Raw genomic sequence first — 22,543 nt, forward strand, 5'->3', positions numbered from 1 at the left:
GCGCGAATGCGGCCGCGGCTGGTCACACGCCGGCAGGAACCCCCAGCCTCCCATCCACCATCTCCACAACCCGGTCACAGTGCTCCAGCACATCCCGGTCGTGCGTCACCATCACGACAGCAACCCCCGACGCGTGCGCCTTGTCGGCAAGCAGCTGCACGACCTCGTGACTCCGCCGACGATCCAGCGCCGCGGTCGGCTCGTCCACCAGAAGGAGGCTCGGCGAGTTCACCAGCGCTCGGGCGATCCCGACCCGCTGGCGCTCGCCACCCGACAGCTCCGAAGGCCGGTGACCCGCGCGGTGCGCCATGTCGACCGACGCGAGCAGGGCCTCGGCATCGACGTGCCGGTTACCGGCGAGCCGCCCCGCCAGCCGCAGCTGATCCGCTGCGGTCAGAGCCGGCAGCAGGTTACCCGACTGGAACACGAACCCGATGTTGTGCAGCCGGAACCGCGTCCGTGCCCGACGCGACAGCGACCCCAGGTCGGTCCCGTGCACCTTCACAACACCCGAATCCGGCCGCCCCAGAGCCCCCGCGATCGCGAGCAGCGACGACTTCCCCGACCCCGAGGGCCCGACGATCGCCACGAACTCCCCCGGCATCACCGTCAACGACACCGAGTCGAGCGCGCGCACGCGCGAGTCCCCGTCGCCGAGCTCCAGCACGGCATCCGTCACCTCGAGCGCGGGCGCCACATCAAAGTCATTCATCGCTGTCCTCCCAGGGCACGAGCGGGGTCGACCCGCGTGATCCGAACCACCGCCACCGCGGCACCGAGCAGACCGAGCACGATTGTCAGAACGGATGCCACGGCGATCGGCTCAAACTCGAGATCGAACGGCATCGCATCCGGCATGATCGCGCCCATTCCGACACCGGCCGCGACGCCGAGCGCCGTGAACCCGATGAGCAGGATCGCCGCCTGCGCGAGGCTGTCGCGCAGGAGGTACCGGCTCGACGCGCCGACCGCGCGGAGCACCGCGATGTCGTGCGTGCGCTGGATCGTCCACACCGTGAAGAACGCCCCGACGACGAGCGCGCAGATCACGTAGAGGAAAACCTGGATCATGCTGAGCGTCAGCGTCTCGGCCTCATAGCCCGGCGATGCGTTGAACGCCTCGGTCAGCGTCATAGTCGTGGTGCCGGCATGCGCATCGACCGCCTCGAAATCGACCGAAGCACCGTCAGCGGCCTTCAGCGCCACGACACTTGAATACCCGAAGTCGAGCGCATCGATCTGCTCCTGCGTCGGTGCCCCCGGCTGCGACTGACCCGCGGCGGTGAGTCGCCACGTGTCGATCGGCAGGTACGCGACGTCGACGTGGCCGAACGTCGCCTGGCCCTCGGTGAACCCGACCACGGTCAGCTCGACGTCGAGGCGATCGAGCGTGATGACGGTTCCGACCGAGATGCCGGCGTCGCGCAGCGGCTCCGACACGACGATTCCGTCGACGGCGCCGAGCCCGTCGCCCGACGACACCTCCGGCGACAGGAACCCGGAAGGCTCGACACCGAACAGCGTGAGGTCGATCTGCGTGTCGTCGTCGGTCACGCCGTTGACGATGTTCACGCCCATGGGCTCCGCCTCGGCGACACCGTCGGCGTCCTGCCACACGGCGAGCTGCTCATCGTCGACGACCGACCGGCTGAACGCGTTGTCGGTCATCGTCCCCTCGTCGAACGCGAACACCGTCGCGGGCATCGCCTTCAGACCCGAGACGCCGTCATTGACGAGGCCCGACGACAGGCCGGACAGCATGACCACGAGCACCGAGATCAACGCGATCACGATGCCCATCAGAGTGAAGCGGCCGCGGGCGAACCGCAGCTCACGCAGGGCAAGGAACATGAGCACCTTCGGGGAGTGGATTGCTCCGACAGAGTGTCGGAAAGATACCGACAGTGTGTCACCAAACGCGCCGAACTCCAAATCGAAAGGGTGCGGATGCCGCAGGCCGAAGGTCCTCCTCACGACGAGCGCGCGGTCCTACTCTGATCGCCAAGCGAGCGTGCGGGGCGCCCGCGGTGAGGGGACGCAATGGACTACGACGTGCAGATCACCCAGGCCCCGCGCCGCGACATCGCAGTGGTGCGCACTCGCACGACCTTCGACGAGATACCGGCGTTCATGGGGTCGGCTTTCGCGCAGGTGGTCGGTGCTCTCGGGCCGCGCGGACTGCTCGGCGACGGACCCGCGATCGGCCGGTACTCCGAGATCGACCCGACCGCCGGGACCCTCATGGTGTCCGCCGGCTTCGTCGTTCCCGCGGCGATCGAGCCGGCCGGCGCGGTCGTGCCCGACGAGCTGCCCGAGGCCGAGGTCGCGACAACCGAACACATGGGCGCGTACCCGGACGTGTCAAAGGCATACGACGCGATCGCCTCGGCCATGGCGCTGCACGGACGCGAGATCGACGAGTCCACGATGTGGGAGGAGTACTGGAGCCCACCCGGAACGCCCGACGACCAGACGCGCACGGTGATCTTCTGCCCGTTGAAGCCGACAGCCTGACTCCCCGCGAGGCGACCCCCTACGAGACCAACCCCCTACGAGACCAACCCCTCCGTCAGCATCCGGTACACGTCATCGGCGACCACCCGGTGATCGGTTCCATGCGACACGAGCCGGATGCCGGCTCCGAGAACACCCTCGAGCAGCACCGCCGCGCGTTGCGGCTCCTCCACGCCGAGATCGCCGAGCACTCGAAGCACGGGTCGCAGCAGCGCGTCGTGCAGTGTCATGAGGTCTTCGAGCCGGCTCGGGCTCAGGTCGGCCTCCCGCAGCACGCCCGCGAGAGCGTGCTTGCCCTCGGCGGTCATCGCCATCGTCGCGTCGACGAATGCCCGCAACTGCGGCAGCCCCGGCTCGATGCCCGCGAGGGCGTCCTCGATCTCGGCGTCCCACCGCTCGATCGCGTCGATCGCGATCGCGACGAGCAGGTCGTCCTTCGTGGCGAAGTAGTCGTAGAAGCTCGACCGCGACATTCCTGCGCGCTCGCACACGCTGCGGGGTGTGACACCGGCGAGCCCCGCGGCGAGCAGCACCTCTTCGCCCGCGCGCACGAGCGCGGCGCGCTGCATGGCGCGGTGCTCGGCGACGGTGGGGGCGGAGATCTTCGGCATCCGGCCATTATCCTCGCGATCCACCCCGACCGGCCACCTTCCCGACAACCTGTCGGGAAAACGGTGTATCGTGTCCCTTCGTGAATCCCGCGACCGATCGATACCACCGCCTGCGCTGGTGGGGCCTCGCGGCGATCTCGCTCGGGGTCGCCCTCATCATCATGGACGCGACCATCGTGTCGGTCGCGATGCCCGAGATCATCTCGTCCCTCGACCTCACGACGACCCAGGTGCAGTGGGTGCAGGAGGTCTACACCCTCGTGTTCGCCGCCCTGCTGATGGTGTGGGGCACGATGAGCGACCGCATCGGGCGGCGACGCCTGCTCATCATCGGTCTCGCGATCTTCGTCGGGTCGAGCATCCTGTGCGCGTTCGCCCCCACCGGCACGTGGCTGATCGCGGCGCGCGCCCTGCAGGGCATCGGCGGATCGATGATCCTCCCGACCACCCTCGCGCTCCTGAACGCGACCTTCCGCGGCAGCGAGCGCAGCATCGCGTTCGCCGTGTGGGGCTCGACGATCGGCTCGATGGCCGCGGTCGGCCCGGTCCTCGGCGGATGGCTCACGAGCGCCTTCTCGTGGCACTGGGCCTTCTGGATCAACGTGCCGTTCGGCATCCTCGTCATCGTCGGGCTGCTCGTGTGCGTCGCGGAGTCGCGTCAGCACGACACGGCGCGCTTCACCGACTGGCTGGGGGCCGCGGCATCCGTCCTCGGCTTCGGCATGCTCGTCTTCGCACTCATCGAGGGCCGCGCCTACGGGTGGTGGATGGCGACGGATGACGCGCCGATCAGCCTCGGCGGGTTCAGCGTCATCCCCGTGCTCTTCGTCGCCGCCGTCGTCGTGCTGGGTGCGCTCGTGTTCTGGGAGCGGTCGCGCGTGGCATCCGGAAAGTCGGTCCTGCTCGACGTCACGCTGTTCCGCATCCCCAGCTTCAGCAACGGCAACGTCACGGCGCTCACGGTCTCGCTCGGCGAGTTCGGGCTCATCCTGTCGCTGCCGCTGTGGTTCCAGTACGTGCTCGGGATGGACGCGCTCCAGGCAGGACTCGCCCTGCTGCCGCTCGCCGTCGGCTCGTTCCTCGCGAGCGGCTCCATCCACTCGCTGTCGAAACACCTCTCACCCGTGCAGCTCGTGCGACTCGGCATCGTGCTCGAGATCGTGTCGCTCGCGGTCATGGCGCTGCTCATCCGCCCCGACTCGACCCTGTGGGTCACCGGCGTGCCGCTGTTCTTCTACGGAATGGGCGTCGGGTTCGCGACGGCGCAGCTCACGCAGCTCATCCTCGCGGACGTGCCGCTCGACAAGTCGGGACAGGCGTCGTCGACCCAGTCGACCGCTCGCCAGGTCGGCTCGGCGCTCGGCATCGCGATCCTCGGGACCGCCCTGTTCACGACTCTCCGCGCCGGCACCGAAGCCCGCCTCACCGAGGAGATCTCGGCGAACCCGGGCATCGGCGACCTCGTCGACGCCGTCTCCGACTCGGCGGGCGCGCTCATCGCCCAGCTCTCCGAGAACCCGATGACGGCGGCGATCGCGGATGCCGCGCGCGAAGCTCTCACGCAGGGCGTCGCGGTCGCCGCGTGGGTCGGCATCGGCGCCCTCGTGGTGGGCCTGCTGACGACGATTCCGCTCGGCCGCGGCGAGCGGAAGCCTGCCGCCGCGGATGAGACACCCGCGCTCGAAGCGGAGGCCTGACCCCCGGACCGCGGGACCTTCGGCCCCTCCTCCCCCTCCCGGCCCGTCCATGGTGGAGGTGAGCCGAAGGAGGCACGCATGTCCACGTACCCACCCCCGACGGGAGCGCCGGAGTACATGGCTCCACCGCTTCCGCCCGCTCCGCCCGCCCCACCGCCGCCGCGGTCGTTCATCGCGACCTGGATGTTCGCGTGGCTGCTGGGCTTCCTCGGAGTCGACCGCTTCTATCTCGGGAAGATCGGCACCGGGGTCCTCAAGCTGCTCACGATCGGAGGGCTCGGGATCTGGTGGCTCATCGACTTGATCCTCACGCTCGCCGGCGTGCAGCGTGACAAGGAAGGTCGACTTCTGCCGGACTTCGAAGAGCACAAGATGATCGCGTGGATCATCACGGCGGCCGGCTTCGGCCTGTGGCTGCTGACCACGGCGATCTCGCGGGTGTTCGTGCTCCTGCCGGACCAGATCTGGCCGATGATGCCGTGGTGGATGGGCCAATGACCACGTCCACTCACCTCTCGACAGCCGAGTGCTGGGAGCTCCTCGAGCGCGAGCGTGTCGGCAGACTCGCCGTGCTCGAGGAAGGCGTCGGACCCGACATCTTCCCGGTCAACTTCGTCGCCTACCAGGGCGCGATCTACATCCGCAGCGCGCCCGACGTCAAAGTCGTCCGCCTCGCCGCGCAGCCGGCGGCGGCGTTCGAGGTCGACGGGCACGACAAGTACGGCTGGTGGAGCGTCGTCGTGAGAGGCACGGCCGCCCGGGTGACCGACGCGGTCGAGATCGAGCGGAGCGGCATCCGCCACGTCGTCACGGCCAGTCCCCGTTACAAGCAGCACGTCCTCAAGATCACGCCGCGCACCACGGCGGGCCGGCGCTTCGCCGACCGTTCCGGGATCGCGATCCCCCATGCCGACCCGACGCCGACGGCCCCGATCGAACTCCCGGACCCGAGCCAGGTGACGGATGCCGCATCCGAGCAGACCCGCTCGACGCGGCCCGTCGAGATCCCGTCGCATCCGCCGCTCCCGGAAGGCACGGCGCCGTACACGCCCTCCGGCTGAGACGCTCGCTGTGGCGTCTTCCGCTTCCCCCGCCATAATGTGGACACGGAGGAAGAAAGGAAGGCGGCCATGGCCGCGGACGACAGCCTCGCCTTTCCGGACGGCCCCCGCCTCGAACTCGACGAGGCCTTGACGGCCCTCCTCGCCCAGGCGGAGAAGGTCCGAGGCACACAGGGGCGCCTACGCGCGCTTCTGGCCGCGACCCAGTCCGTCGTCGAGGAGATCGACCTCTCGACTGTGCTGCGTCGCATCGTCGAGGCGGCGACCACGCTCGTCGACGCGGAGTACGGCGCGCTGGGTGTCATCGCGCCCGAGCGCGACGCACTCGAGGAGTTCATCTTCGTCGGGCTGGACGAACACCAGGCAGCCAAGATCGGTCACCTTCCGTTCGGCCACGGGCTCCTGGGAGCCCTCATCGCCGACCCGCGACCGATCAGATTGACGGATGTCGCGAACGACGAGCGCTCCGCCGGCTTCCCCGCGCACCACCCGTCCATGTCGAGCTTCCTCGGCGTACCGATCCGTGTGCGCGGCGAGGTCTTCGGCAACCTCTACCTCACCAATCGCCGCGACGGCGCCGACTTCACCGACGAGGACGAGCAGCTCGTCGCAGCGCTCGCCACGACGGCGGGATTCGCGATCGACAACGCCCGACTCCTCGACCTCGCCCGCACGCGCGAGAGGTGGATGACGGCCGCGGCCGAGCTCTCCGCAGCGCTGCTCGCCTCGCCGACGGACACGGCCTTCGACCTCATCGCGAGCCGCATCTTCGAACTGCCCGGAGTCGACAAGGTCACGGTGCTGCTGACCGACGAGGACTCGGGCCGACTGCGCATCGTGGCGGCACGCGGCGACGACGAGGCGCAGCTTCGCGGGCTCGTCGTCGACGCCGAGGACGTGTGCGCGGGCACCGTGCTCGAAGACGCCGAGGCGCGCATCATCACACATCGGGCGGATGCCGAGCCAGATGTGCTCCTGATCGCCGACGAGACCGGCACCGGTCCCGCCCTCGTCGCTCCGATGCGCACGCACGCTCGGCTGTGGGGCATCGTGTGCATCGCGCGCGAGCCCTCCGGCCGTCGTCTGACGCAGTCCGAGATCGCGAGCGCCGCCGATTTCGTCTCACGCGCCGGCATCGCCCTCGAGCTGGCCGTCGCCCGCGAGGAGTCGCAGCGCGCGATGCTCGCCGACGACCGCAGCCGCATCGCGCGCGACCTGCACGACCACGTGATCCAGCAGCTGTTCGGCACGGGACTCTCGCTGCAGGCGGTCGCCGCGTCACTGCCGCCGGGCCCCGAGGCGCAGCGACTGAGTGAGTCCGTCGAGCAGCTCGACGACGCGATCGCGCAGATCCGCACCGTGGTCTTCGCACTCTCACGACGCGACGAGACCGCGATCCGCCACCGCATCCTCGACGTCGTCGCCGAGATGTCGGGATCGATGCGGCGACCCGCTGCGATCCGCTTCTCCGGTCCCGTCGACCACCTCATCGTGGGCGACCTCTTCGACGATGTCGTGGGCGTGACGCGCGAGCTGCTCAGCAACGCGATCCGCCATGCGCACGCCGACCGGATCTCGATCGAGCTCGCCGTCGATCAGGGCGACGTCGTCGTGACCGTCGACGACGACGGAGTCGGCATCGGCGACACGCCTCGCCGCAGCGGGCTCGACAACCTGGGCCACAAGGCGCAGCGACGCGGCGGAACCTTCACGCTCGAATCCCCCGGCGAGGGCACCCGTGCGATCTGGCGCGTCCCTCTGCCGAGCACCGCCACCCCGCGAAAGGACGACCCCGCGTGATCGATGTCTTTCTCGTAGACGACCATGAGATCGTGCGTCGCGGGCTGGCCGACCTCATCCGCTCGCAGGCCGACCTCGAGGTCATCGGCGAAGCCGGCACCGCGCGGCAGGCGATCGGTCGCATCGAGGCGACGCGGCCCGATGTCGCCGTGCTCGATGTGCGCCTGCCGGACGGCAGCGGCATCGACCTGTGCCGCGACATCCGCTCACGCGTCCCCGACGTGAAGTGCCTCATGCTGACCGCGTACGACGACGACACCGCCGTGAGCGCGTCGGTCATGGCCGGCGCCGCGGGCTACGTGCTCAAGACGATCGGCGGAGACCGCCTGGTCGACTCCATCCGCGCCGTCGCCGCGGGCCGGTCGCTCATGGACGAGAGCGTCGTCCGGCGCGCGACGCAGCAGATCCGCGATCGCGCCGACGACGAGGATCCCCGCCTCGGCTCGCTCGGGCTCCGGGAGCGCCAGATCCTGCACCTCATCGCGGAGGGGCTCACCAACCGCCAGATCGGCGAGCGGATCGGCATCGCCGAGAAGACCGTCAAGAACTACGTGTCGTCGCTGCTGACGAAGCTCGGCCTCGAGCGGCGCACGCAGGCCGCGGTGTTCGAGCTCGAGCACCGCGACCCGCCGCGACCGTCCGGCTCGCGCGCGCCGTAGCGCGGCATCCGATTCAGACGATGTCTTCGTAGCGCTCCACGCCGGCTTCGTTCGGAACGACGATGACCGGGCACTCGGCGTGCCACAGGATCTCCTGCGCGACCGAGCCGAGGATGCTCCCGGCGAGCATGCCGCGGTGGTGGGTTCCGATGACGAGCATCGACGAGCGACCCGAGTAGCGCAGCAGCGCAGCCGAGCGGCTGTCGCGGATGAGCTCGGTCTGGATCGACAACGTCGAGCTGCGCTCGAGCACCCACGTGAGCGCCTCGTCGAGCACGGCGCGGTGCGCCGCCATGACGGTCTCGGGCGTCTCGACGAGTGCCGTGCTGCCGTAGAACGCGGGCGTGGGCATGAGCCACGCGTGCACGAGTCGCAGAGGCGCGCCGGTGCGGCGAGCCTCCCTCGTCGCGAACGCGAGCGCCGCGTCGGACGAGTGGTCGTCGGCGATGCCGACCGTGATCGGCTCGTCCTCCTCGACCCACCCTGCGGGAACGAGCGCGACCGGAACGCGGGCGCGCGTGCTCAGCCGCAACGGGATCGCGCCGGCGACCGCGGCGCGGATCGGACGGCCCGGGGTCACTCCCACCACGAGCAGGTCCGCCTCGTCGGCGAACTCGGCCAGCTCGTCGGCGATGCCGCCCTCGAGCCGATGCAGCTCGACCTCGAGGCCGGGCACGCGCTCGCGCAGGTACTCCTCGGCGTCGCCCAGCACATCCAGGGCCGCCGCTCGATCCTTGTCCGATCGCGACACGACGTTGACGACATCGACGGCGGCGTTCTCTCGCGCCGCGCGCGCGGCGACCCATGCCAGAGCCGATACGGATGCCGGGCTGCCGTCGTAGCCGATGACGATGCGTTCCATCAGTGGCCTCCCTCGCTGCTTCCATCGCGAGGCTACGTCCGACGTACCCCTGCGAAGTGGGCCGTTGGTCCCGTCGCACGGCGAACCCGACGGGACCATCGGCCCGGCATCCGTCCCGTTCCGACGGTGGAATTGCCTCGAGACGAAGGAGTGACATGAACAACATCGCACCTCGCTTCACCGGCAAGACCGTCATCATCACCGGCGCGGGCTCGGGAATCGGCCGGGCCACCGTCGAGCGGCTCGCGGCCGAGGAGTGCCGCGTCGTCGCGGTCGACGTGTCGGAGGAGCGCCTCGCGAACCTCGCGGAGGAGGTCGACGGCGACATCGTCACCGTCACCGCCGACATCGCCGATCCCGCGGCGATCGCACCGATCGTGGAGGCCGCCGGCGACCGCATCGACGGGCTGGCCAATGTGGCCGGCATCATGGACGGCTTCGAACCGACGGCAGACATCTCGGATGCCACGTGGGACCGCGTCATGGCCGTCAACGTGACCGGCATGATGAGGCTCATCCGCGCCGTGCTCCCCGCGATGATCGCGCAGGGTCACGGAAGCATCGTCAACGTCGGGTCGGAGGCGGGCCAACGCGGATCCGCCGCCGGCACGCCGTACACCACCTCGAAGCACGCCGTGAACGGCCTCACGGTCAGCACGGCGTTCTACTACACCCCGAAGGGCGTGCGCTGCAACGCCGTCGCGCCCGGGCCGGTCGCCACGAACATCGAGGCGCCCTTCCACTCCGAGTGGGGAGCCACCCGCATCGGACCCTTCCTGCAGACGAACGTTCCCGCCGTCGCGCAGCCTGAGCAGCTCGCCGCTGCGATCACGTGGCTGCTGAGCGACGAGGCATCGAACGTGTCGGGCGCCATCATCCCCGTCGACGGCGGATGGGCGGCGATCTGACGACTGCCCGCCAAAGGAGCACACCATGAACAAGACACCCGCCGACACGGTCCTGATCGTGTACGAGTCGATGTTCGGCGGAACCCGGCGCATCGCCGAGGCGATCGCCGACGGCATCCGCGCGACGCATGACGTGACGGTCACGCCGGTCACCGAAGCGGGGCCCGTCGCCGACGACGTCGCCCTGCTCATCGTCGGCGGCCCGACCCACGCGCACAGCCTCAGTCGCGCGGCGACGCGCGCCGAGGCGGTGCAGTGGGTGCTGCGGGATCAGCTCGAGCTCGAGCTCGAGACCCGGCTCGGGGATCCCGGCATCCGCGACTGGCTCAAGAAGCACGAGCCGCGTGTCGCGCGCCACGTCGCATTCGACACGCGTGCGGACATGCCGCGGATCTTCACCGGCTCCGCCGCCGCCGTGATCGACAAGCGCCTGACGAGGCTCGGGTCGGAGCGGCTCGCCGAGCCGATGAGCTTTCTCGTCGACCGCAAGAGCCACCTGCTGCCGGGTGAAGTCGAGCGCGCGCGGGGCTGGGGCATCCGGCTCGCCGCGCTGCTCGCGCCCGCCGCCGCACGGTGACGTAACAGCCGATACGACGACGCCCGGCACCCTCAGGTGCCGGGCATCGTCACGCGACCACGTGGCTCACGCGGCCGGAACGCGAGCGCCCAGCTCCGCGAGCCGCATCCACGTCTCGACGACCGTGTCGGGGTTCAGCGAGATGGACCGGATGCCGCGCGCCACGAGCCACTCGGCGAAGTCGGGGTGGTCCGACGGCCCCTGACCGCAGATGCCGATGTACTTGTCACGGCGGTTGCACGCGTCGATCGCCAGCTCGAGAACGGCGAGCACGGCGGGGTCGCGCTCGTCGAACGATCCGGCGACGAGGTCGGAGTCGCGGTCGACACCGAGCACGAGCTGCGTCATGTCGTTCGACCCGATCGAGAACCCGTCGAAGTGGTCGAGGAACCGGTCGGCGAGCAGCGCGTTCGACGGGATCTCGCACATCATGATGACCTTCAGCCCGTTCTCACCCCGCCGCAGACCGTTCGCGGCGAGCGCGCGCTCGACAGCCTCGGCTTCGGTGAGGGTCCGCACGAACGGGATCATGATCTGCAGGTTGTCGAGCCCCATGTCGTCGCGCACATACTTCAAGGCTTCGCATTCCATCGCGAAGGAGTCGGCGAACGCCTCCGTCACGTAGCGCGACGCGCCACGCCAGCCGAGCATCGGGTTCTCCTCGTTCGGCTCGTAGCGGTCTCCGCCCAGCAGGTGCGCGTACTCGTTCGTCTTGAAGTCGCTCGTGCGCACGATGACCGGCTTGGGCGCGAAGGCCGCGGCGATCGTCGAGACGCCTTCCGCGAGCCGCTTGACGAAGTACTCGCGCGGCGAGCCGTACGCCTTCGTCCGTGCCTCGATCGCCGCGAGCAGCCGATCGTCCAGACCCGCCCCTCCGGCCGAAGCATCCAGCAGCGCCTGCGGGTGGACGCCGACGTACTCGTTGATGATGAACTCGAGCCGCGCGAGCCCGACTCCCTCGTTGGGGAGCGCGGAGAACGCGAACGCCTGGTCGGGCGTGCCGACGTTCATCATGAGGTCGACGCCGACCGGCGGCATCCGGTCCACCCGCGTCTTCTCGTGGGTGAACTCGGCGCGGCCCGCGTACACGTGCCCCACATCGCCTTCGGCACAGCTCACGGTGACGAGGTCGCCGTCGACGAGGTCGGTCGTGGCTGTCGCCGTGCCCACGACGGCCGGGATGCCGAGTTCGCGCGCGACGATCGCCGCATGGCACGTGCGCCCGCCGCGATCGGTCACGATGGCGGCCGCCTTCTTCATGATCGGCTCCCAGTCGGGGTCGGTCATGTCGGCGACGAGCACATCCCCTGTCTCGACGCGGTCCATCTGCGCGATCGACGACAGCACGCGCACGCGACCGACGCCGATCCGCTGCCCGATCGCACGTCCGGAGGCGAGCACCTCGCCGTGGTCGTGCATGACGAAGCGGTCGAGCACGGCACCGTCTTCACGCGAGACGACCGTCTCGGGTCGCGCCTGCAGGATGTACAGGCGACCGTCGATGCCGTCGCGCGCCCATTCGATGTCCATCGGGCGGCCGTAGTGCTCCTCGATCACGAGCGCGTGCCGGGCGAGCTCCGTCACCTCGGCGTCGGTGATGCTGAAGCGCTCGCGATCGGCATCCGGAACGTCCTCGAACACCGTGCTGTGCTCGACGGTGTGCTGCCCGGCGAACCGAAGGGCCGTCGCCTTCTGGCCGAGCCGCCTCCGCAGGATGGCGGCGCGTCCCGCCCGCAGTCCGGGCTTGTAGACGAGGAACTCGTCGGGGTTGACCGCCCCCTGCACGACCGCTTCGCCCAATCCGTATGCGCTCGTCACGAGGACGGCGTCGCGGAAGCCCGACTCGGTGTCGACGGTGAAGATGACGCCGGATGCTCCGATGTCGGAGCGCACCATGCGCTGCACCGACGCCGAGAGGGCGACATCCGAGTGCGCGAAGCCCTGGTGCACGCGGTACGCGATGGCGCGGTCGTTGTAGAGCGATGCGAACACCTTCTTGATCGCCTCCAGGATGTTCTCGATGCCCGCGATGTGCAGGTAGGTCTCCTGCTGGCCGGCGAACGAGGCATCCGGCAGATCCTCCGCCGTCGCCGACGAACGCACCGCCCAGGTCACCGTGTCGGGGGCGCTCTCGTGCGCGATGAGGTCGGCGTAGGCCGCGCGGATGTCGCGCTCGAGGTCTTCGGTGAGCGGCTGCTCGAGGATCCACCCGCGGATGGCCGCGCCGACCTCGGCAAGGCGCGCGACATCCGAGACGTCGAGCTCCGCGAGCGCCTGCTCGATCCGGTCAGCGAGCCCGTTCACAGCGAGGAAGCGGCGGTAGGCGGACGCCGTCGTGGCGAAGCCTCCCGGAACGACCACACCGGTGCCCTCGAGCTGGGTGATCATCTCGCCCAGCGACGCGTTCTTCCCACCCACCTGCGGCAGATCGGCCATCGTGATGGCCGCGAGCGAGATCACGTTTCCCATGCGGTCCTCCTCGATCCGGTACACCTCCACGCTCGCGGAATCGCGCGCCCGAGGGTGGGCCGTTGGTCCCGGCGGATCCGGGTCGAGGCGGGGGTCGTCTACTCCGGGCTGTGCGAGCGGGCGAACTCACCCATCGCCTCGAGCGTCGGCACATCGACGCGGAGGCGGATGCTGCCGCCGCCGGCGCCGGCGCCGTTCACCACCACCGCGCCGCCGAGCTCCTCGATGAGGGGCGCCATCGTGCGGGCGATCCGCTCGGGGAGGTAGCCCACGCGGCGGCCGTTCGAGAACACCGCGAGGCTCGACCTGCGCCGAACCTGCTCGTGACGCACGACGTAGAGCCGGCTCCGCAGGTGCCGCCGCTCCGGGTCGTTCACGACGAAGTGGGTGCGCTCCAGGGCTACGCGTCGCGACGGAAGGTGCCGCAGATCGGGCAGCTTCTCGTGCCGGCGCACGCGTCCGACGACGAGATGGAGGAAGTGCTCCCACGATTCGGGCATATGTCGAACGCTACGCGGTGGACATGTGCGGCCCTCCCAGGTTCGGTCCGCGGGCGGGTAACAGATGCCCTCCCCTGGTGCAAGGGCCACACGCACAGGCGCCATCCCCTGTTAGGCACGAAGCATGAAGCTCTTGATCTACGCGGGAGGCGAGTACCTCACCGGGGACGACATCGCCCTCGCCCTCGTCGACTACAGCCAAGCGCTGGCCTCGGTGGGGACGGCCGAGAGCGTCGAGATCCCGATCCGCGAGAAGGACGGATCTGCCGGCACCGCCGTGTTCCTCGTCGGGCCGTCGAGTCAGATCGTCGCCAAGAGCACGCACGAGGACGGCCAGGATGAGCTCGTGGACGACGCCGTGGTCGACCATCTGCGGGCCCGCATGCGCCGCCTGCGCCCGCCGCCCGCCGAACCGGGTCGCATGATCGACTGGGACATGGACGCACTGTGACGGGGCGGATGCCGCAGCCGCCGCATCCGTCGCTATCCACTCCCAGCCCGCCTGTCAACGGCCTGCCCGCGCGCACCGCACGGCCCCAGGATCGAGGCGATGGTCCCGCAACCGAGCGGGATGCGCGTCGAAAGGCGGCATCATGGCCCACTTCACACCGGAAGATGAAGGAGCGCGGATCGGCGAGGCCGCCGTGTTCTGGTCGTGGATCGCGGTGCTCGCCGTCGGGCTCGCGTACATGATCATCCTCCCCCTCACGGGGCGGTGATCGCGTGCGCCCGCTCAGAGACAACGCCCTCAGCATCCTGTTCGGCGCCCTCTTCCTCGTCACGCTCGTCGGCCAGTCGATCGCCGGCTTCCTCGAGCACAACGAGGAACTGCAGGAGCACGGACAGGCGTTCGTGTCGTTCGGCTCGTTCGTCACCTCGTCGGAGTTCATCGTCGACATCGCCGAGAACTGGCAGTCCGAGTTCCTCCAGTTCTTCCTCTTCATCGCCGCCACGATCTGGCTCGTTCAGCGCGGCTCGCCCGAGTCGAAGAAGCCCGGCGACGAAGGCGCCGGCAGCGACGAGGAGCAGATGGTCGGCGAGCACTCACGCGAGGACTCGCCGTCGTGGGCCCGCGCTCGCGGGTTCCGGCAGGTCGTGTTCTCGAACTCGCTCCTGCTCGTGATGGGCACGGTGTTCGTGCTGTCGTGGCTCGCGCAGTCGCTCGCGGGCACCGTCGTGATGAACTCCGAGAACGCGCAGCACGGCCAGCCGCCGATCACGTGGCTCGAGTACCTCGGCACACCGGACTTCTGGTCGCGCACGCTCCAGAACTGGCAGTCCGAGTTCCTCGCGGTCGGCGCGATGATCGCGCTGTCGATCTACCTGCGCCAGCGCGGTTCGAGCGAGTCGAAGCCGGTCGGCCTGCCGCACCACACGACTTCGGTCGAGTCCGACTGACAGGCGGCGGCGGCACGGAAGAGGCCCGGCGCACTCGGCGCCGGGCCCGCGGCATCCGTCACTTCTCGCTGAGTTTGTCCTTGATGGCGCCCTCGGCCTTGTCGACGATGTTCGGCTTGCCGTCCGTGCCGTAGAACCGCGGGTCGGGCGTCGTCGGCGGCGGCATGGGCACGGCCGTCTCGGGTCCGTCGAGGTAGGTGAACTCGGCCTTGCCGTCGGGCGTCGGCCCCGAGGCCCACGAGCCCTCCGCTGCGGCGGCTCCGTCCGAGAAGTTGATGTACTCGTACGCGACATCGCGACGCTCGCGCGCAAGCGGGAAGTTGCTCGGCACCGGAAGGTCTTCGACGCCCTCTTCGCGCAGCTCCTGCGCCGCGCGGATCCACTGGTTCTGGTGCATCGTGTCCCTCGCGAGCAGGAACGACAGCAGGTCGCGCACGCCGTCGTCGTCGGTCATGTTGTAGATGCGGGCGACCTGCACACGGCCCTGCATCTCGGCGTTCGCGTTCGCGGTGAAGTCGGCGAGCAGGTTGCCGCTCGCGGTGATGTACGACCCCTGCCACGGGTTGCCGTTGCTGTCGACGGGCCGCACGCCCGCGCCGGCGACGATCGCCGCCTGCACGTCCATGCCGCCGAGCACCGCACCCACGACGGGGTCGGCCGCCGCGGCCACCTCGGACTGCTCGACGGGAGCCTTCTCGAGCAGCTGCGCGATCATGATCGCGAGCATCTCGACGTGCCCGAACTCCTCCGCGCCGATGCCGTACAGCAGGTCGCGGTACTTGCCCGGGATGTGGCAGTTCCACGCCTGGAACCCGTACTGCATCGCGACCGTGATCTCGCCGTACTGGCCCCCGAGCACCTCCTGCATACGCCGCGCGAAGATCGCGTCGGGCTTGGCGGGGCTCGCCTTGTATTGGAGCTCCTGCTTGTGGAAGAACATGTGGTCTCCTTCTTCGTCCCTGGAAGGGACCACTGTGCGGGCGCATCGACGCGTCGCGCGCAGGGGTTCCGCGCATCCGGTCTCTCGCGTACCCTGCTCCGCCTGCGGCCGGCACCGCCTACGACCCGAAGAACGCCACGCCGAGGTCGGGGTGGTCGACGAACACGCCGTCGAGGCCCGCGTCGCGGATGACGCCCCACTCCCCCTCGTAGTCCCCGAACGCGGCCCTGCCGCCCTGGCCGCGGAACTGGGCGATGAGGAACGCGTTCTCGGGACGCACCGTCCACGTGAAGACGCGCAGCCCGCGCTCGCGCGCCTCGCGCACGAGCGGGGCCGGGCCCGACGTGCGCCCCCAGCGATCGGGTGCGAGGATGAGCCGCTTGTCGACGCTGATCCCGTCCACGCGGCCGACGAGCGCGTCGAGGCCTGCCGGACTCACCTCGCGCTTGTAGGTCGGCGCGTGCCGGCCGAGCCGTGCGACGAGGTCGTACGGCTTTCCGCTCGCCTCGATGAGGTAGATGTACGAACCGCGGATGCCGCGCTCCCGCAGCCGGTCGAGGATCGTCGCCTCGAACGCCTCGATCACGAGCGGATGCCGCCCGTCCGCCCACCCCGCATCGCGCAGCTCGTTCACGATGAGCTCCGCGAGGTCCCACCCGAGCGCCTCCATGTAGGTGGCGTGCTTGATCTCGAGCACGACCGCGATCTCGCGTCCCTGCTCGAGCGACGCGGCGCGGACGAGGTCGAGCACATCGCGCAGCCGCAGCACGGGCTGACGGTCGTCGAACGACGCACTCACGGTGCGCAGCTCCGGAAGCCGCTCGCGGCACCGCAGTGTCGCGAGCTCATCCCACGTGAAGTCCTCGGTGAACCAGCCCGTGAGCGAGACGCCGTCGACCGACTTCGTCGTGCGCCGATCCGCGAACTCGGGGCGGGCCGCGACGTCCGTCGTTCCGGAGATCTCGTTCTCGTGCCGCACGACGAGCACGCCGTCCTTCGACACGACGATGTCGGGCTCGACGGCATCGACGCCCATCGCGAGCGCGAGGTCGTACGACGAGCGCGAGTGCTCCGGACGATACCCGGGCGCACCGCGATGTCCGATCACGAGCGGACGCCGACGAGGCACGGTCCCAGGCTACAAGCGGGCCATCGCGGGGCGGCGGGCACCGCATCCGGTCTTGGGCTTCTCACAGCCATGCCGGGCCTCAGCCCGCCTCGCGTCCGATATCGTTGATCAACAGCGCTCAGCTGTCCTTTCCCGACTTTGGAGTGTGAGAGCAGTGGCCCTCAACAACCCCGCATTCAACAACCCGGCGTTCCAGGACCAGCGCGCCGTTCAGTCGTACCCCGGCGGACCACAGGCGGCGACCATCGGCGGTCAGACCCAGTTCTCGTCGGCACAGCACGCAGCGACGGATGCCGCAGCCAACGCCCAGCTCGAAGGCGCCTTCGCGGCACCCCCGGCCGGTGCGATCGAGACGGGTCGCATGACGGTGGAGGACACCGTCTGGAAGACGCTCGGTCTGTTCGCGATCCTGCTCGTGACCGCCGTCGTCGGCTGGATCTGGACGATGGCCGGCGTCACCCCGGCGAACCCGAGCCCGACGATCCTGCCGTGGATCATCGGCGCGTTCGGCGGCTTCATCCTCGCGATGGCCGTGATCTTCACGTCGCGCAAGAAGGTGCGCCCCGGGCTCATCTTCGCGTACGCGGCCTTCGAAGGTCTCTTCGTCGGCGGCATCTCGGCCTTCTTCGAGATGATCTGGCCGGGCATCGTCTTCCAGGCGACGCTCGCGACTCTGACGGTCGTCGGCGTCACCCTCGCGCTCTTCGCGAGCGGCAAGGTCCGCGCGTCGAAGCGCGCGACGAAGATCTTCATGATCGCGATGATCGGCTACCTCGTGTTCTCGCTGATCAACGTCGGCCTCATGATCTTCAACGTGCCGATCGCCGGTGGGGCCTTCGGCCTCCTGAGCAACAAGGTCATGGGCATCCCGCTCGGCCTGATCATCGGCGTGCTCGTCGTGATCATGGCGGCGTACTCGCTCGTGCTCGACTTCGACCAGGTGCAGCAGGGCGTGCGCAACGGCGCCCCCCGTCAGTACGGCTGGCTGGGCGGCTTCGGCATCATGGTCACGGTCGTCTGGCTGTACATCGAGATCCTGCGCATCCTCGCCATCGCACGCGGCGACGGCTGACGCACGTTTCTTCACGAGGGGTCGCCCGGTCGGGCGGCCCCTCGTTCCGTTCTGCCCCGCCCCTGACCCCCGTTCTTGCCCCTCGCCTCTTCGCCGAGTGCACGACTTGCCGTCGAGTGCACGAGTTGGGGGCGCGGCGAAGTCGTGCACTCGGCGCGACGTCGTGCACTCGACGCCGGGGGGGTGGGGTGGGTGGGCTGGCAGGTCTCGCGCAACCCCTGGCCGCTGCATCCGGCACTCGCTAGCGTGACGAAGATGGCAGGCAGAGCGGAGACCTTCGTCGAGGCGAACGGACACGAGGTGCGCGTGTCGCACCCCGACAAGATCGTGTTCCCCGAGCCCGGACTCACGAAGCTCGACCTCGTCGAGTACTACCTCGCCGTCGCCGACGGCGCGCTGCGCGGCGCGGGTGGTCGGCCCATGGTGCTCAAGCGCTTCGTGAAGGGCATCGACAAGGAGGCCTTCTTCCAGAAGCGCGTGCCTGAGAACCACCCCGACTTCATCGACACCGTCACGCTCCACTACCGGCGCGGCACGTCGGCAGAGGAGGCGGTCGTGCGCGATGCGGCCGGGCTCGCGTGGATCGTGAATCTCGGATGCCTCGACCTGAACCCGCACGCCGTGCGCGCCGAAGACCTCGATCACCCCGACGAACTCCGCGTCGACCTCGACCCCATGCCGGGCGTCGACTGGTCACAGATCGTCGACGTCGCGTACGTCGCGCAGGAGGTGCTCGCTGAGCGCGGTCTCGTGGGCTGGCCGAAGACGAGCGGATCGCGCGGGCTGCACATCCTCGTCCGCATCGAGCCGCGGTGGGAGTTCAAGGACGTGCGGCTCGCCGCCGAGGCGCTCGCGCGCGAGGTCGAGAACCGCGCGCCGGGGCTCGCGACAGCGCGCTGGTGGAAGGAGGAGCGCGGAGAGAGCGTGTTCGTGGACTTCAACCAGAACGCGAAGGACCGGACCGTGGCATCCGCGTATTCCGTCCGGCCGCTGCCGGATGCGCGGGTGTCGACGCCGCTCACATGGAGCGAGGTGCGCACGGCCCGCCCAGAGGAGTTCACGGTGGCGACGGTGCTCGAGCGGTACGCGGCGATCGGCGACCCGCACGAGGGCCTCGACGACGAGGTGGGCGTGCTCGACGGGCTGCTCGAGCTCGCGGCGGAGCTGGGTCCGGCCGAGAAGGCGCCGCGCGGATCGGGCACCGGCTCCGGCTCCGGTGATGGGCGTCGCGTGTCGACGATGCCCCTCATCGAGGTCGCGCGCACCGAGACGAAGCCCGAGGCCATGGCGGCGCTCGAGGAGTGGAAGGCGAAGCACCCTGCGGCGGCCGAGAAGCTGAGCCCCGCCGACGTGCTCGTCGACGGCATGCGCGGGTCGAGCTCGATCTGGTACCGCGTGCGCGTGAATCTGCAGCACGTTCCCGAAGGTGAGCGGCCGCCGCAGGAAGAGCTCCTCGCGGACTACGACCCGTGGGCCGGCAAGACGTGGCCGGGCGCGCCCGGACGCTGAGCGAGCGCCCCCATCCCGGACGCTGAGCGAGCGAACCCCCCATCCCGGACGCTGAGCGAGCGAAGCGAGACGAAGCGCGGGCGATGCGCTTCGTCTCGGTCGCTCCGCTCCCTCGCTCAGCGACCGCGGTGTCAGTCGCTCCGCTCCCTCCGTCACCGACCGGAGTGACGTATCGGCGCCGTCTCCTGAGGCTCGAGGCTCGAGACGATCCGGCCGAGGCCCCACTCGAACGCGTCGTCCACGTTGCCGCCGAGCCGGAAGGCGCCGAGCAGCTCCATCGTGGCGAAGCCCGTCACCCACGCCGTGAGCAGCCTCGCGGCATCGAGCGCGCGGTCCTCGCCGACCACGGCGCCCGCCGCGCGCAGCACGGGCGCGCTGACGCGGGCGATCACCTCCGGGTCGCCGGGTCCGCCGAGGATGAGACGGAAGCCCTCCGGCTGCTCGTGCGCGAACCGGCGGTAAGCGCGTGCGAGCGCCTCGAGATCGTCGCCTGCCTCCGCGAGGCTCGCGCCCAGGTCGAGCGCGGTCCGCGTCGACACGAGCGTGAGCAGCGCCTCGCGATCGCGCACGCGCTTGTAGAGCGAGGGCGCGCGCACGCCCACCCGCTGGGCGACCGCCTGCATCGTCACGTGGGCAGGGCCGCCATCGTCGAGCAGGTCGCGCGCGGCGGCGACGATCTCTTCGAGAGTGGTGCGTTCCGGAGTGGGCATCGGTCATCTCCCATGGCTACGGATATAAGCTATCATGGCTACATTGATTAGCCATCACAGAACGATCGGACAGCTCATGCGACTCGGACCGCACCTCTCCCGCATCGGCAACGACATCGTGGCCGTGCACCTCATCGACACGCCAGACGGCATCACCCTCATCGACGCCGGGCTCCCCGGACACTGGTCCGACCTCCGCGCCGAGCTGCGCGCGATCGGCCGCGATCTCCGCGACATCCGTGGCGTCATCCTCACCCACGGCGACAGCGACCACATCGGATTCGCCGAGAGACTCCGCCGCGAGACCGGCGTTCCCGTGTACGTGCATGCCGCCGACGCCGACCGCGCCCGCGGCGGCGACAAGCCCAAGCTCTCGATGGGTCCCGCCCGCCTGTGGCCGACGCTCGGCTTCTTCGCCTACGGCCTCCGCAAGGGCGGTGTGCGCACGACCTACCTGAGCGAGGTCGTCGAGGTGGCCGACGGCGACGTGCTCGACCTGCCGGGAGCTCCCCGCATCGTGAGCCTGCCAGGCCACTCGCCGGGCAGCATCGCGGTGCACTCCGAGCTCGCGAGGGCGGTCTTCGTGGGCGACGCGCTCACGACGCGGCACGTGCTCACGGGGCGCGAAGGCCTCCAGCCCGCGCCGTTCACCGACGACCCTGAAGAGGCCCTCGCCTCACTCGACCGCCTCGCGGGCCTCGACGCCGCGTGGGTCATCCCGGGGCACGGCGCCCCGTTCCGAGGCTCCCCGGCGGATGCCGCGGCCGCCGTGCGCGCCGCCGCTCAGCCCGCCTGACGCCGGATCAGGACGGGGAGGACGGGTGGCCCGCCGCCCGCCGCGACGGCCGGGCGAGCACATCGCGCACGGCCGACGCGAGCGACACGACGACATGCTCGGAGTCGACGCGCCGCCCCACGCATACCGCCTCGCGCGCGAGTCGGGCGTGCAGCTCCGGGTCGCTCAGCACGCGCACGATCGCGTCGGCGAGCGCCCCTTCGTCGGCATCCGGCACGAGCACTCCTCCGCCCTCCGCGAGCAGTTCACGCGGGCCGTACCGCACGTCGTACGACACCACCGGGCACCCCTCGACGAGCGCCTCGGCCAGCGAGAGGCCCTGCCCCTCGTACGCAGACGTCGACACGAAGACGAGCGCTTCGCGCAGCACGCGCGACGGGTCATCCGTCCTCCCGCGCAGTGCGACATGCGCGCCCAGCCCCAGCTCGTCGATGAGGTCCTGCAGCGTGTCGCGCTCGGGTCCGTCGCCGTAGACGTCGAGCGTCGCGCCGGGCACGCGCTCGACGACCTCGCGGAAGGCGCGGATCGCGTGGTCGACGCGCTTTCCCGGCGCGAGTCGGTTGAGCATGACGGCGCGGCCGGGCACACGGTCGGATGACGGAACGACGGATGCCGCAGCCGGCACTCCGTGCGGGACCACGACGTGCACATCAGAGGCGCCGAAGCGCTCCTCGACGTCGGCGCGCTGTGCCGCGGTCGGCCACAGCACGGCGTCGAATCGCTCCGCGAGCGAGAACCATCGCGACCACAGCGTGTTCATCGGACCCGACGGGTCGTACGGCGGCTCGAGGTGGACCGTGTGGATCGCGTGCATGAGGCGCACATCCGGGTCGTCCCATCCCGCGAGCAGCTCGCCGAGCTGGCGCGACTCGCAGATGACGACGACGGGCCGATCGGGCCTCTCGCCCCGCACCTCGCGCACGATGTGGTCGAGCCACACGCGGTAGAGCTCACCGAACCCGTCGAGCACGCCGGCGACGCCCCCGTCGGGGTCGTGCACGACGACCGCAGCCCCACTGATGTGCCAGTCCGGGTCGCCGGCGATGACCGGCAGCGACACGGCGGGCTTCGCGGCGGGAACGGGCCGGTACTCGAGCGCAGAATCAGGCGCTCCCGGATGCGCGGCGTCGAGCAGCCAGGGTGCGGCGCCCCCGTGGGCACCGGATGCCTCGTCGAACAGGTTCCGCATGCGCGACGGGTCGATCACGAGGTCGCGCCCCGCGAAGGTCGCCCGGTGGCGGGCGTGCTCGGCGGGCGTGCCGGGATCGACCGTCAGCAGGAGCGGTCCGAGCCCGTCGTGGACGCCGGCCGCCGCCATCTGGCGCGCGCGT

General features: G+C 70.0%; 24 protein-coding genes. 14 read left to right on the forward strand and 10 right to left on the reverse strand.

What is annotated here, in order from left to right; genetic code table 11:
• Positions 1–22 precede the first annotated feature (22 nt).
• Together VFF97_RS06210 and VFF97_RS06215 are read right to left on the reverse strand one after the other, a co-directional pair.
• The gene (locus tag VFF97_RS06210; RefSeq protein WP_414684231.1) at positions 23–712 is read right to left on the reverse strand and encodes an ABC transporter ATP-binding protein; all 690 of its coding nucleotides are present in this window, start codon (positions 710–712) and stop codon (positions 23–25) included.
• The gene (locus tag VFF97_RS06215; protein WP_325032622.1) at positions 709–1,851 is read right to left on the reverse strand and encodes an ABC transporter permease; all 1,143 of its coding nucleotides are present in this window, start codon (positions 1,849–1,851) and stop codon (positions 709–711) included. The genes VFF97_RS06210 and VFF97_RS06215 overlap by 4 nt, the downstream gene beginning before the upstream one ends.
• A 189-nt stretch (positions 1,852–2,040) precedes the next feature.
• Here VFF97_RS06215 and VFF97_RS06220 point away from each other — a divergent pair, with 189 nt between their 5' ends.
• The gene (locus VFF97_RS06220) at positions 2,041–2,514 is read left to right on the forward strand and encodes a GyrI-like domain-containing protein (protein WP_325032623.1); all 474 of its coding nucleotides are present in this window, start codon (positions 2,041–2,043) and stop codon (positions 2,512–2,514) included.
• A 35-nt stretch (positions 2,515–2,549) separates the two neighbouring features.
• Here VFF97_RS06220 and VFF97_RS06225 read toward each other — a convergent pair whose 3' ends face one another.
• On the reverse strand, positions 2,550–3,125 hold the full coding sequence (locus VFF97_RS06225) for a TetR/AcrR family transcriptional regulator (protein ID WP_325032624.1): 576 nt from the start codon (positions 3,123–3,125) through the stop codon (positions 2,550–2,552).
• An 80-nt stretch (positions 3,126–3,205) separates the two neighbouring features.
• Here VFF97_RS06225 and VFF97_RS06230 point away from each other — a divergent pair, with 80 nt between their 5' ends.
• From VFF97_RS06230 to VFF97_RS06250, 5 genes are all read left to right on the forward strand, one after another.
• Positions 3,206–4,822 carry an MFS transporter gene (locus VFF97_RS06230; RefSeq protein ID WP_325032625.1) on the forward strand — a complete coding sequence of 539 codons (1,617 nt, stop codon included), beginning with the start codon at positions 3,206–3,208 and terminating at the stop codon, positions 4,820–4,822.
• A 78-nt stretch (positions 4,823–4,900) separates the two neighbouring features.
• Positions 4,901–5,320: a TM2 domain-containing protein gene (locus tag VFF97_RS06235; RefSeq protein WP_325032626.1), complete on the forward strand. Its 420-nt coding sequence runs from the start codon at positions 4,901–4,903 to the stop codon at positions 5,318–5,320.
• Positions 5,317–5,883: a pyridoxamine 5'-phosphate oxidase family protein gene (locus VFF97_RS06240; RefSeq protein ID WP_325032627.1), complete on the forward strand. Its 567-nt coding sequence runs from the start codon at positions 5,317–5,319 to the stop codon at positions 5,881–5,883. Before VFF97_RS06235 ends, VFF97_RS06240 begins: the two co-directional genes overlap by 4 nt.
• A gap of 69 nt (positions 5,884–5,952) precedes the next feature.
• The gene (locus VFF97_RS06245) at positions 5,953–7,683 is read left to right on the forward strand and encodes a GAF domain-containing protein (RefSeq protein WP_325032628.1); all 1,731 of its coding nucleotides are present in this window, start codon (positions 5,953–5,955) and stop codon (positions 7,681–7,683) included.
• Positions 7,680–8,342: a response regulator transcription factor gene (locus VFF97_RS06250; RefSeq protein WP_325032629.1), complete on the forward strand. Its 663-nt coding sequence runs from the start codon at positions 7,680–7,682 to the stop codon at positions 8,340–8,342. The genes VFF97_RS06245 and VFF97_RS06250 overlap by 4 nt, the downstream gene beginning before the upstream one ends.
• Positions 8,343–8,355: 13 nt before the next feature.
• Here the strand turns inward: VFF97_RS06250 and VFF97_RS06255 are convergent, their stop codons facing one another.
• Positions 8,356–9,204, reverse strand: a complete 849-nt coding sequence (locus VFF97_RS06255) for a universal stress protein (RefSeq protein WP_325032630.1) — start codon at positions 9,202–9,204, stop codon at positions 8,356–8,358.
• Between the two features lie 155 nt (positions 9,205–9,359).
• Here VFF97_RS06255 and VFF97_RS06260 point away from each other — a divergent pair, with 155 nt between their 5' ends.
• Complete coding sequence (locus VFF97_RS06260) at positions 9,360–10,112, forward strand: SDR family NAD(P)-dependent oxidoreductase (RefSeq protein ID WP_325032631.1); 753 nt, start codon at positions 9,360–9,362, stop codon at positions 10,110–10,112.
• A 25-nt stretch (positions 10,113–10,137) separates the two neighbouring features.
• Positions 10,138–10,689, forward strand: a complete 552-nt coding sequence (locus tag VFF97_RS06265) for a hypothetical protein (protein WP_325032632.1) — start codon at positions 10,138–10,140, stop codon at positions 10,687–10,689.
• A 66-nt stretch (positions 10,690–10,755) separates the two neighbouring features.
• On the opposite strand, the gene ppsA is transcribed toward VFF97_RS06265, so the two are convergent.
• Entirely contained in the window at positions 10,756–13,158 is a 2,403-nt protein-coding gene (ppsA, locus tag VFF97_RS06270; RefSeq protein ID WP_325032633.1) for a phosphoenolpyruvate synthase, read from the reverse strand.
• Between the two features lie 98 nt (positions 13,159–13,256).
• The gene (locus tag VFF97_RS06275) at positions 13,257–13,658 is read right to left on the reverse strand and encodes a hypothetical protein (protein ID WP_325032634.1); all 402 of its coding nucleotides are present in this window, start codon (positions 13,656–13,658) and stop codon (positions 13,257–13,259) included.
• Between the two features lie 124 nt (positions 13,659–13,782).
• On the opposite strand from VFF97_RS06275, the gene VFF97_RS06280 reads away from it, so the two are divergent.
• From VFF97_RS06280 to VFF97_RS06290, 3 genes are all read left to right on the forward strand, one after another.
• Positions 13,783–14,109, forward strand: coding sequence for a hypothetical protein (locus tag VFF97_RS06280; protein ID WP_325032635.1), 327 nt, complete (start codon positions 13,783–13,785; stop codon positions 14,107–14,109).
• 142 nt (positions 14,110–14,251) lie between these two features.
• On the forward strand, positions 14,252–14,377 hold the full coding sequence (locus VFF97_RS06285; protein ID WP_325032636.1) for a hypothetical protein: 126 nt from the start codon (positions 14,252–14,254) through the stop codon (positions 14,375–14,377).
• A 4-nt stretch (positions 14,378–14,381) separates the two neighbouring features.
• Positions 14,382–15,056, forward strand: a complete 675-nt coding sequence (locus VFF97_RS06290) for a DUF6766 family protein (protein ID WP_325032637.1) — start codon at positions 14,382–14,384, stop codon at positions 15,054–15,056.
• Positions 15,057–15,114: 58 nt separating this feature from the next.
• On the opposite strand, the gene VFF97_RS06295 is transcribed toward VFF97_RS06290, so the two are convergent.
• Together VFF97_RS06295 and VFF97_RS06300 are read right to left on the reverse strand one after the other, a co-directional pair.
• Positions 15,115–15,996 carry a manganese catalase family protein gene (locus VFF97_RS06295; RefSeq protein WP_325032638.1) on the reverse strand — a complete coding sequence of 294 codons (882 nt, stop codon included), beginning with the start codon at positions 15,994–15,996 and terminating at the stop codon, positions 15,115–15,117.
• 118 nt (positions 15,997–16,114) lie between these two features.
• A complete protein-coding gene (locus tag VFF97_RS06300) occupies positions 16,115–17,125 on the reverse strand; it encodes a glycerophosphodiester phosphodiesterase family protein (RefSeq protein ID WP_325032639.1) in 1,011 nt (336 codons plus the stop codon).
• A 154-nt stretch (positions 17,126–17,279) separates the two neighbouring features.
• On the opposite strand from VFF97_RS06300, the gene VFF97_RS06305 reads away from it, so the two are divergent.
• Together VFF97_RS06305 and ligD are read left to right on the forward strand one after the other, a co-directional pair.
• A complete protein-coding gene (locus VFF97_RS06305; protein ID WP_325032640.1) occupies positions 17,280–18,197 on the forward strand; it encodes a Bax inhibitor-1/YccA family protein in 918 nt (305 codons plus the stop codon).
• Between the two features lie 255 nt (positions 18,198–18,452).
• On the forward strand, positions 18,453–19,706 hold the full coding sequence (ligD, locus tag VFF97_RS06310) for a non-homologous end-joining DNA ligase (protein WP_325032641.1): 1,254 nt from the start codon (positions 18,453–18,455) through the stop codon (positions 19,704–19,706).
• Between the two features lie 152 nt (positions 19,707–19,858).
• Here ligD and VFF97_RS06315 read toward each other — a convergent pair whose 3' ends face one another.
• Entirely contained in the window at positions 19,859–20,416 is a 558-nt protein-coding gene (locus VFF97_RS06315; protein ID WP_325032642.1) for a TetR/AcrR family transcriptional regulator, read from the reverse strand.
• A gap of 76 nt (positions 20,417–20,492) precedes the next feature.
• Here VFF97_RS06315 and VFF97_RS06320 point away from each other — a divergent pair, with 76 nt between their 5' ends.
• Positions 20,493–21,212, forward strand: coding sequence for an MBL fold metallo-hydrolase (locus VFF97_RS06320; RefSeq protein ID WP_325032643.1), 720 nt, complete (start codon positions 20,493–20,495; stop codon positions 21,210–21,212).
• Between the two features lie 7 nt (positions 21,213–21,219).
• Here VFF97_RS06320 and VFF97_RS06325 read toward each other — a convergent pair.
• On the reverse strand, positions 21,220–22,543 hold a 1,324-nt coding region (locus tag VFF97_RS06325; protein ID WP_325032644.1), incomplete at its 5' end, for a glycosyltransferase.

The sequence above is a fragment of the Microbacterium sp. genome, assembly GCF_035687345.1.
Classification (GTDB): Bacteria; Actinomycetota; Actinomycetes; order Actinomycetales; family Microbacteriaceae; genus Microbacterium.

Excerpts from the sequence above, each read along its gene's own strand:
- ligD (WP_325032641.1), top strand. The coding sequence starts at position 18,453 with ATGGCAGGCAGAGCGGAGACCTTCGTCGAGGCGAACGGACACGAGGTG.
- VFF97_RS06320 (WP_325032643.1), top strand. The coding sequence starts at position 20,493 with ATGCGACTCGGACCGCACCTCTCCCGCATCGGCAACGACATCGTGGCC.
- VFF97_RS06275 (WP_325032634.1), bottom strand. The coding sequence starts at position 13,658 with ATGCCCGAATCGTGGGAGCACTTCCTCCATCTCGTCGTCGGACGCGTG.
- VFF97_RS06295 (WP_325032638.1), bottom strand. The coding sequence starts at position 15,996 with ATGTTCTTCCACAAGCAGGAGCTCCAATACAAGGCGAGCCCCGCCAAG.
- VFF97_RS06225 (WP_325032624.1), bottom strand. The coding sequence starts at position 3,125 with ATGCCGAAGATCTCCGCCCCCACCGTCGCCGAGCACCGCGCCATGCAG.
- VFF97_RS06315 (WP_325032642.1), bottom strand. The coding sequence starts at position 20,416 with ATGCCCACTCCGGAACGCACCACTCTCGAAGAGATCGTCGCCGCCGCG.
- VFF97_RS06280 (WP_325032635.1), top strand. The coding sequence starts at position 13,783 with ATGAAGCTCTTGATCTACGCGGGAGGCGAGTACCTCACCGGGGACGAC.
- VFF97_RS06245 (WP_325032628.1), top strand. The coding sequence starts at position 5,953 with ATGGCCGCGGACGACAGCCTCGCCTTTCCGGACGGCCCCCGCCTCGAA.
- VFF97_RS06255 (WP_325032630.1), bottom strand. The coding sequence starts at position 9,204 with ATGGAACGCATCGTCATCGGCTACGACGGCAGCCCGGCATCCGTATCG.
- VFF97_RS06210 (WP_414684231.1), bottom strand. The coding sequence starts at position 712 with ATGAATGACTTTGATGTGGCGCCCGCGCTCGAGGTGACGGATGCCGTG.
- VFF97_RS06220 (WP_325032623.1), top strand. The coding sequence starts at position 2,041 with ATGGACTACGACGTGCAGATCACCCAGGCCCCGCGCCGCGACATCGCA.
- VFF97_RS06240 (WP_325032627.1), top strand. The coding sequence starts at position 5,317 with ATGACCACGTCCACTCACCTCTCGACAGCCGAGTGCTGGGAGCTCCTC.
- VFF97_RS06235 (WP_325032626.1), top strand. The coding sequence starts at position 4,901 with ATGTCCACGTACCCACCCCCGACGGGAGCGCCGGAGTACATGGCTCCA.
- VFF97_RS06285 (WP_325032636.1), top strand. The coding sequence starts at position 14,252 with ATGGCCCACTTCACACCGGAAGATGAAGGAGCGCGGATCGGCGAGGCC.
- ppsA (WP_325032633.1), bottom strand. The coding sequence starts at position 13,158 with ATGGGAAACGTGATCTCGCTCGCGGCCATCACGATGGCCGATCTGCCG.
- VFF97_RS06215 (WP_325032622.1), bottom strand. The coding sequence starts at position 1,851 with ATGTTCCTTGCCCTGCGTGAGCTGCGGTTCGCCCGCGGCCGCTTCACT.
- VFF97_RS06265 (WP_325032632.1), top strand. The coding sequence starts at position 10,138 with ATGAACAAGACACCCGCCGACACGGTCCTGATCGTGTACGAGTCGATG.
- VFF97_RS06260 (WP_325032631.1), top strand. The coding sequence starts at position 9,360 with ATGAACAACATCGCACCTCGCTTCACCGGCAAGACCGTCATCATCACC.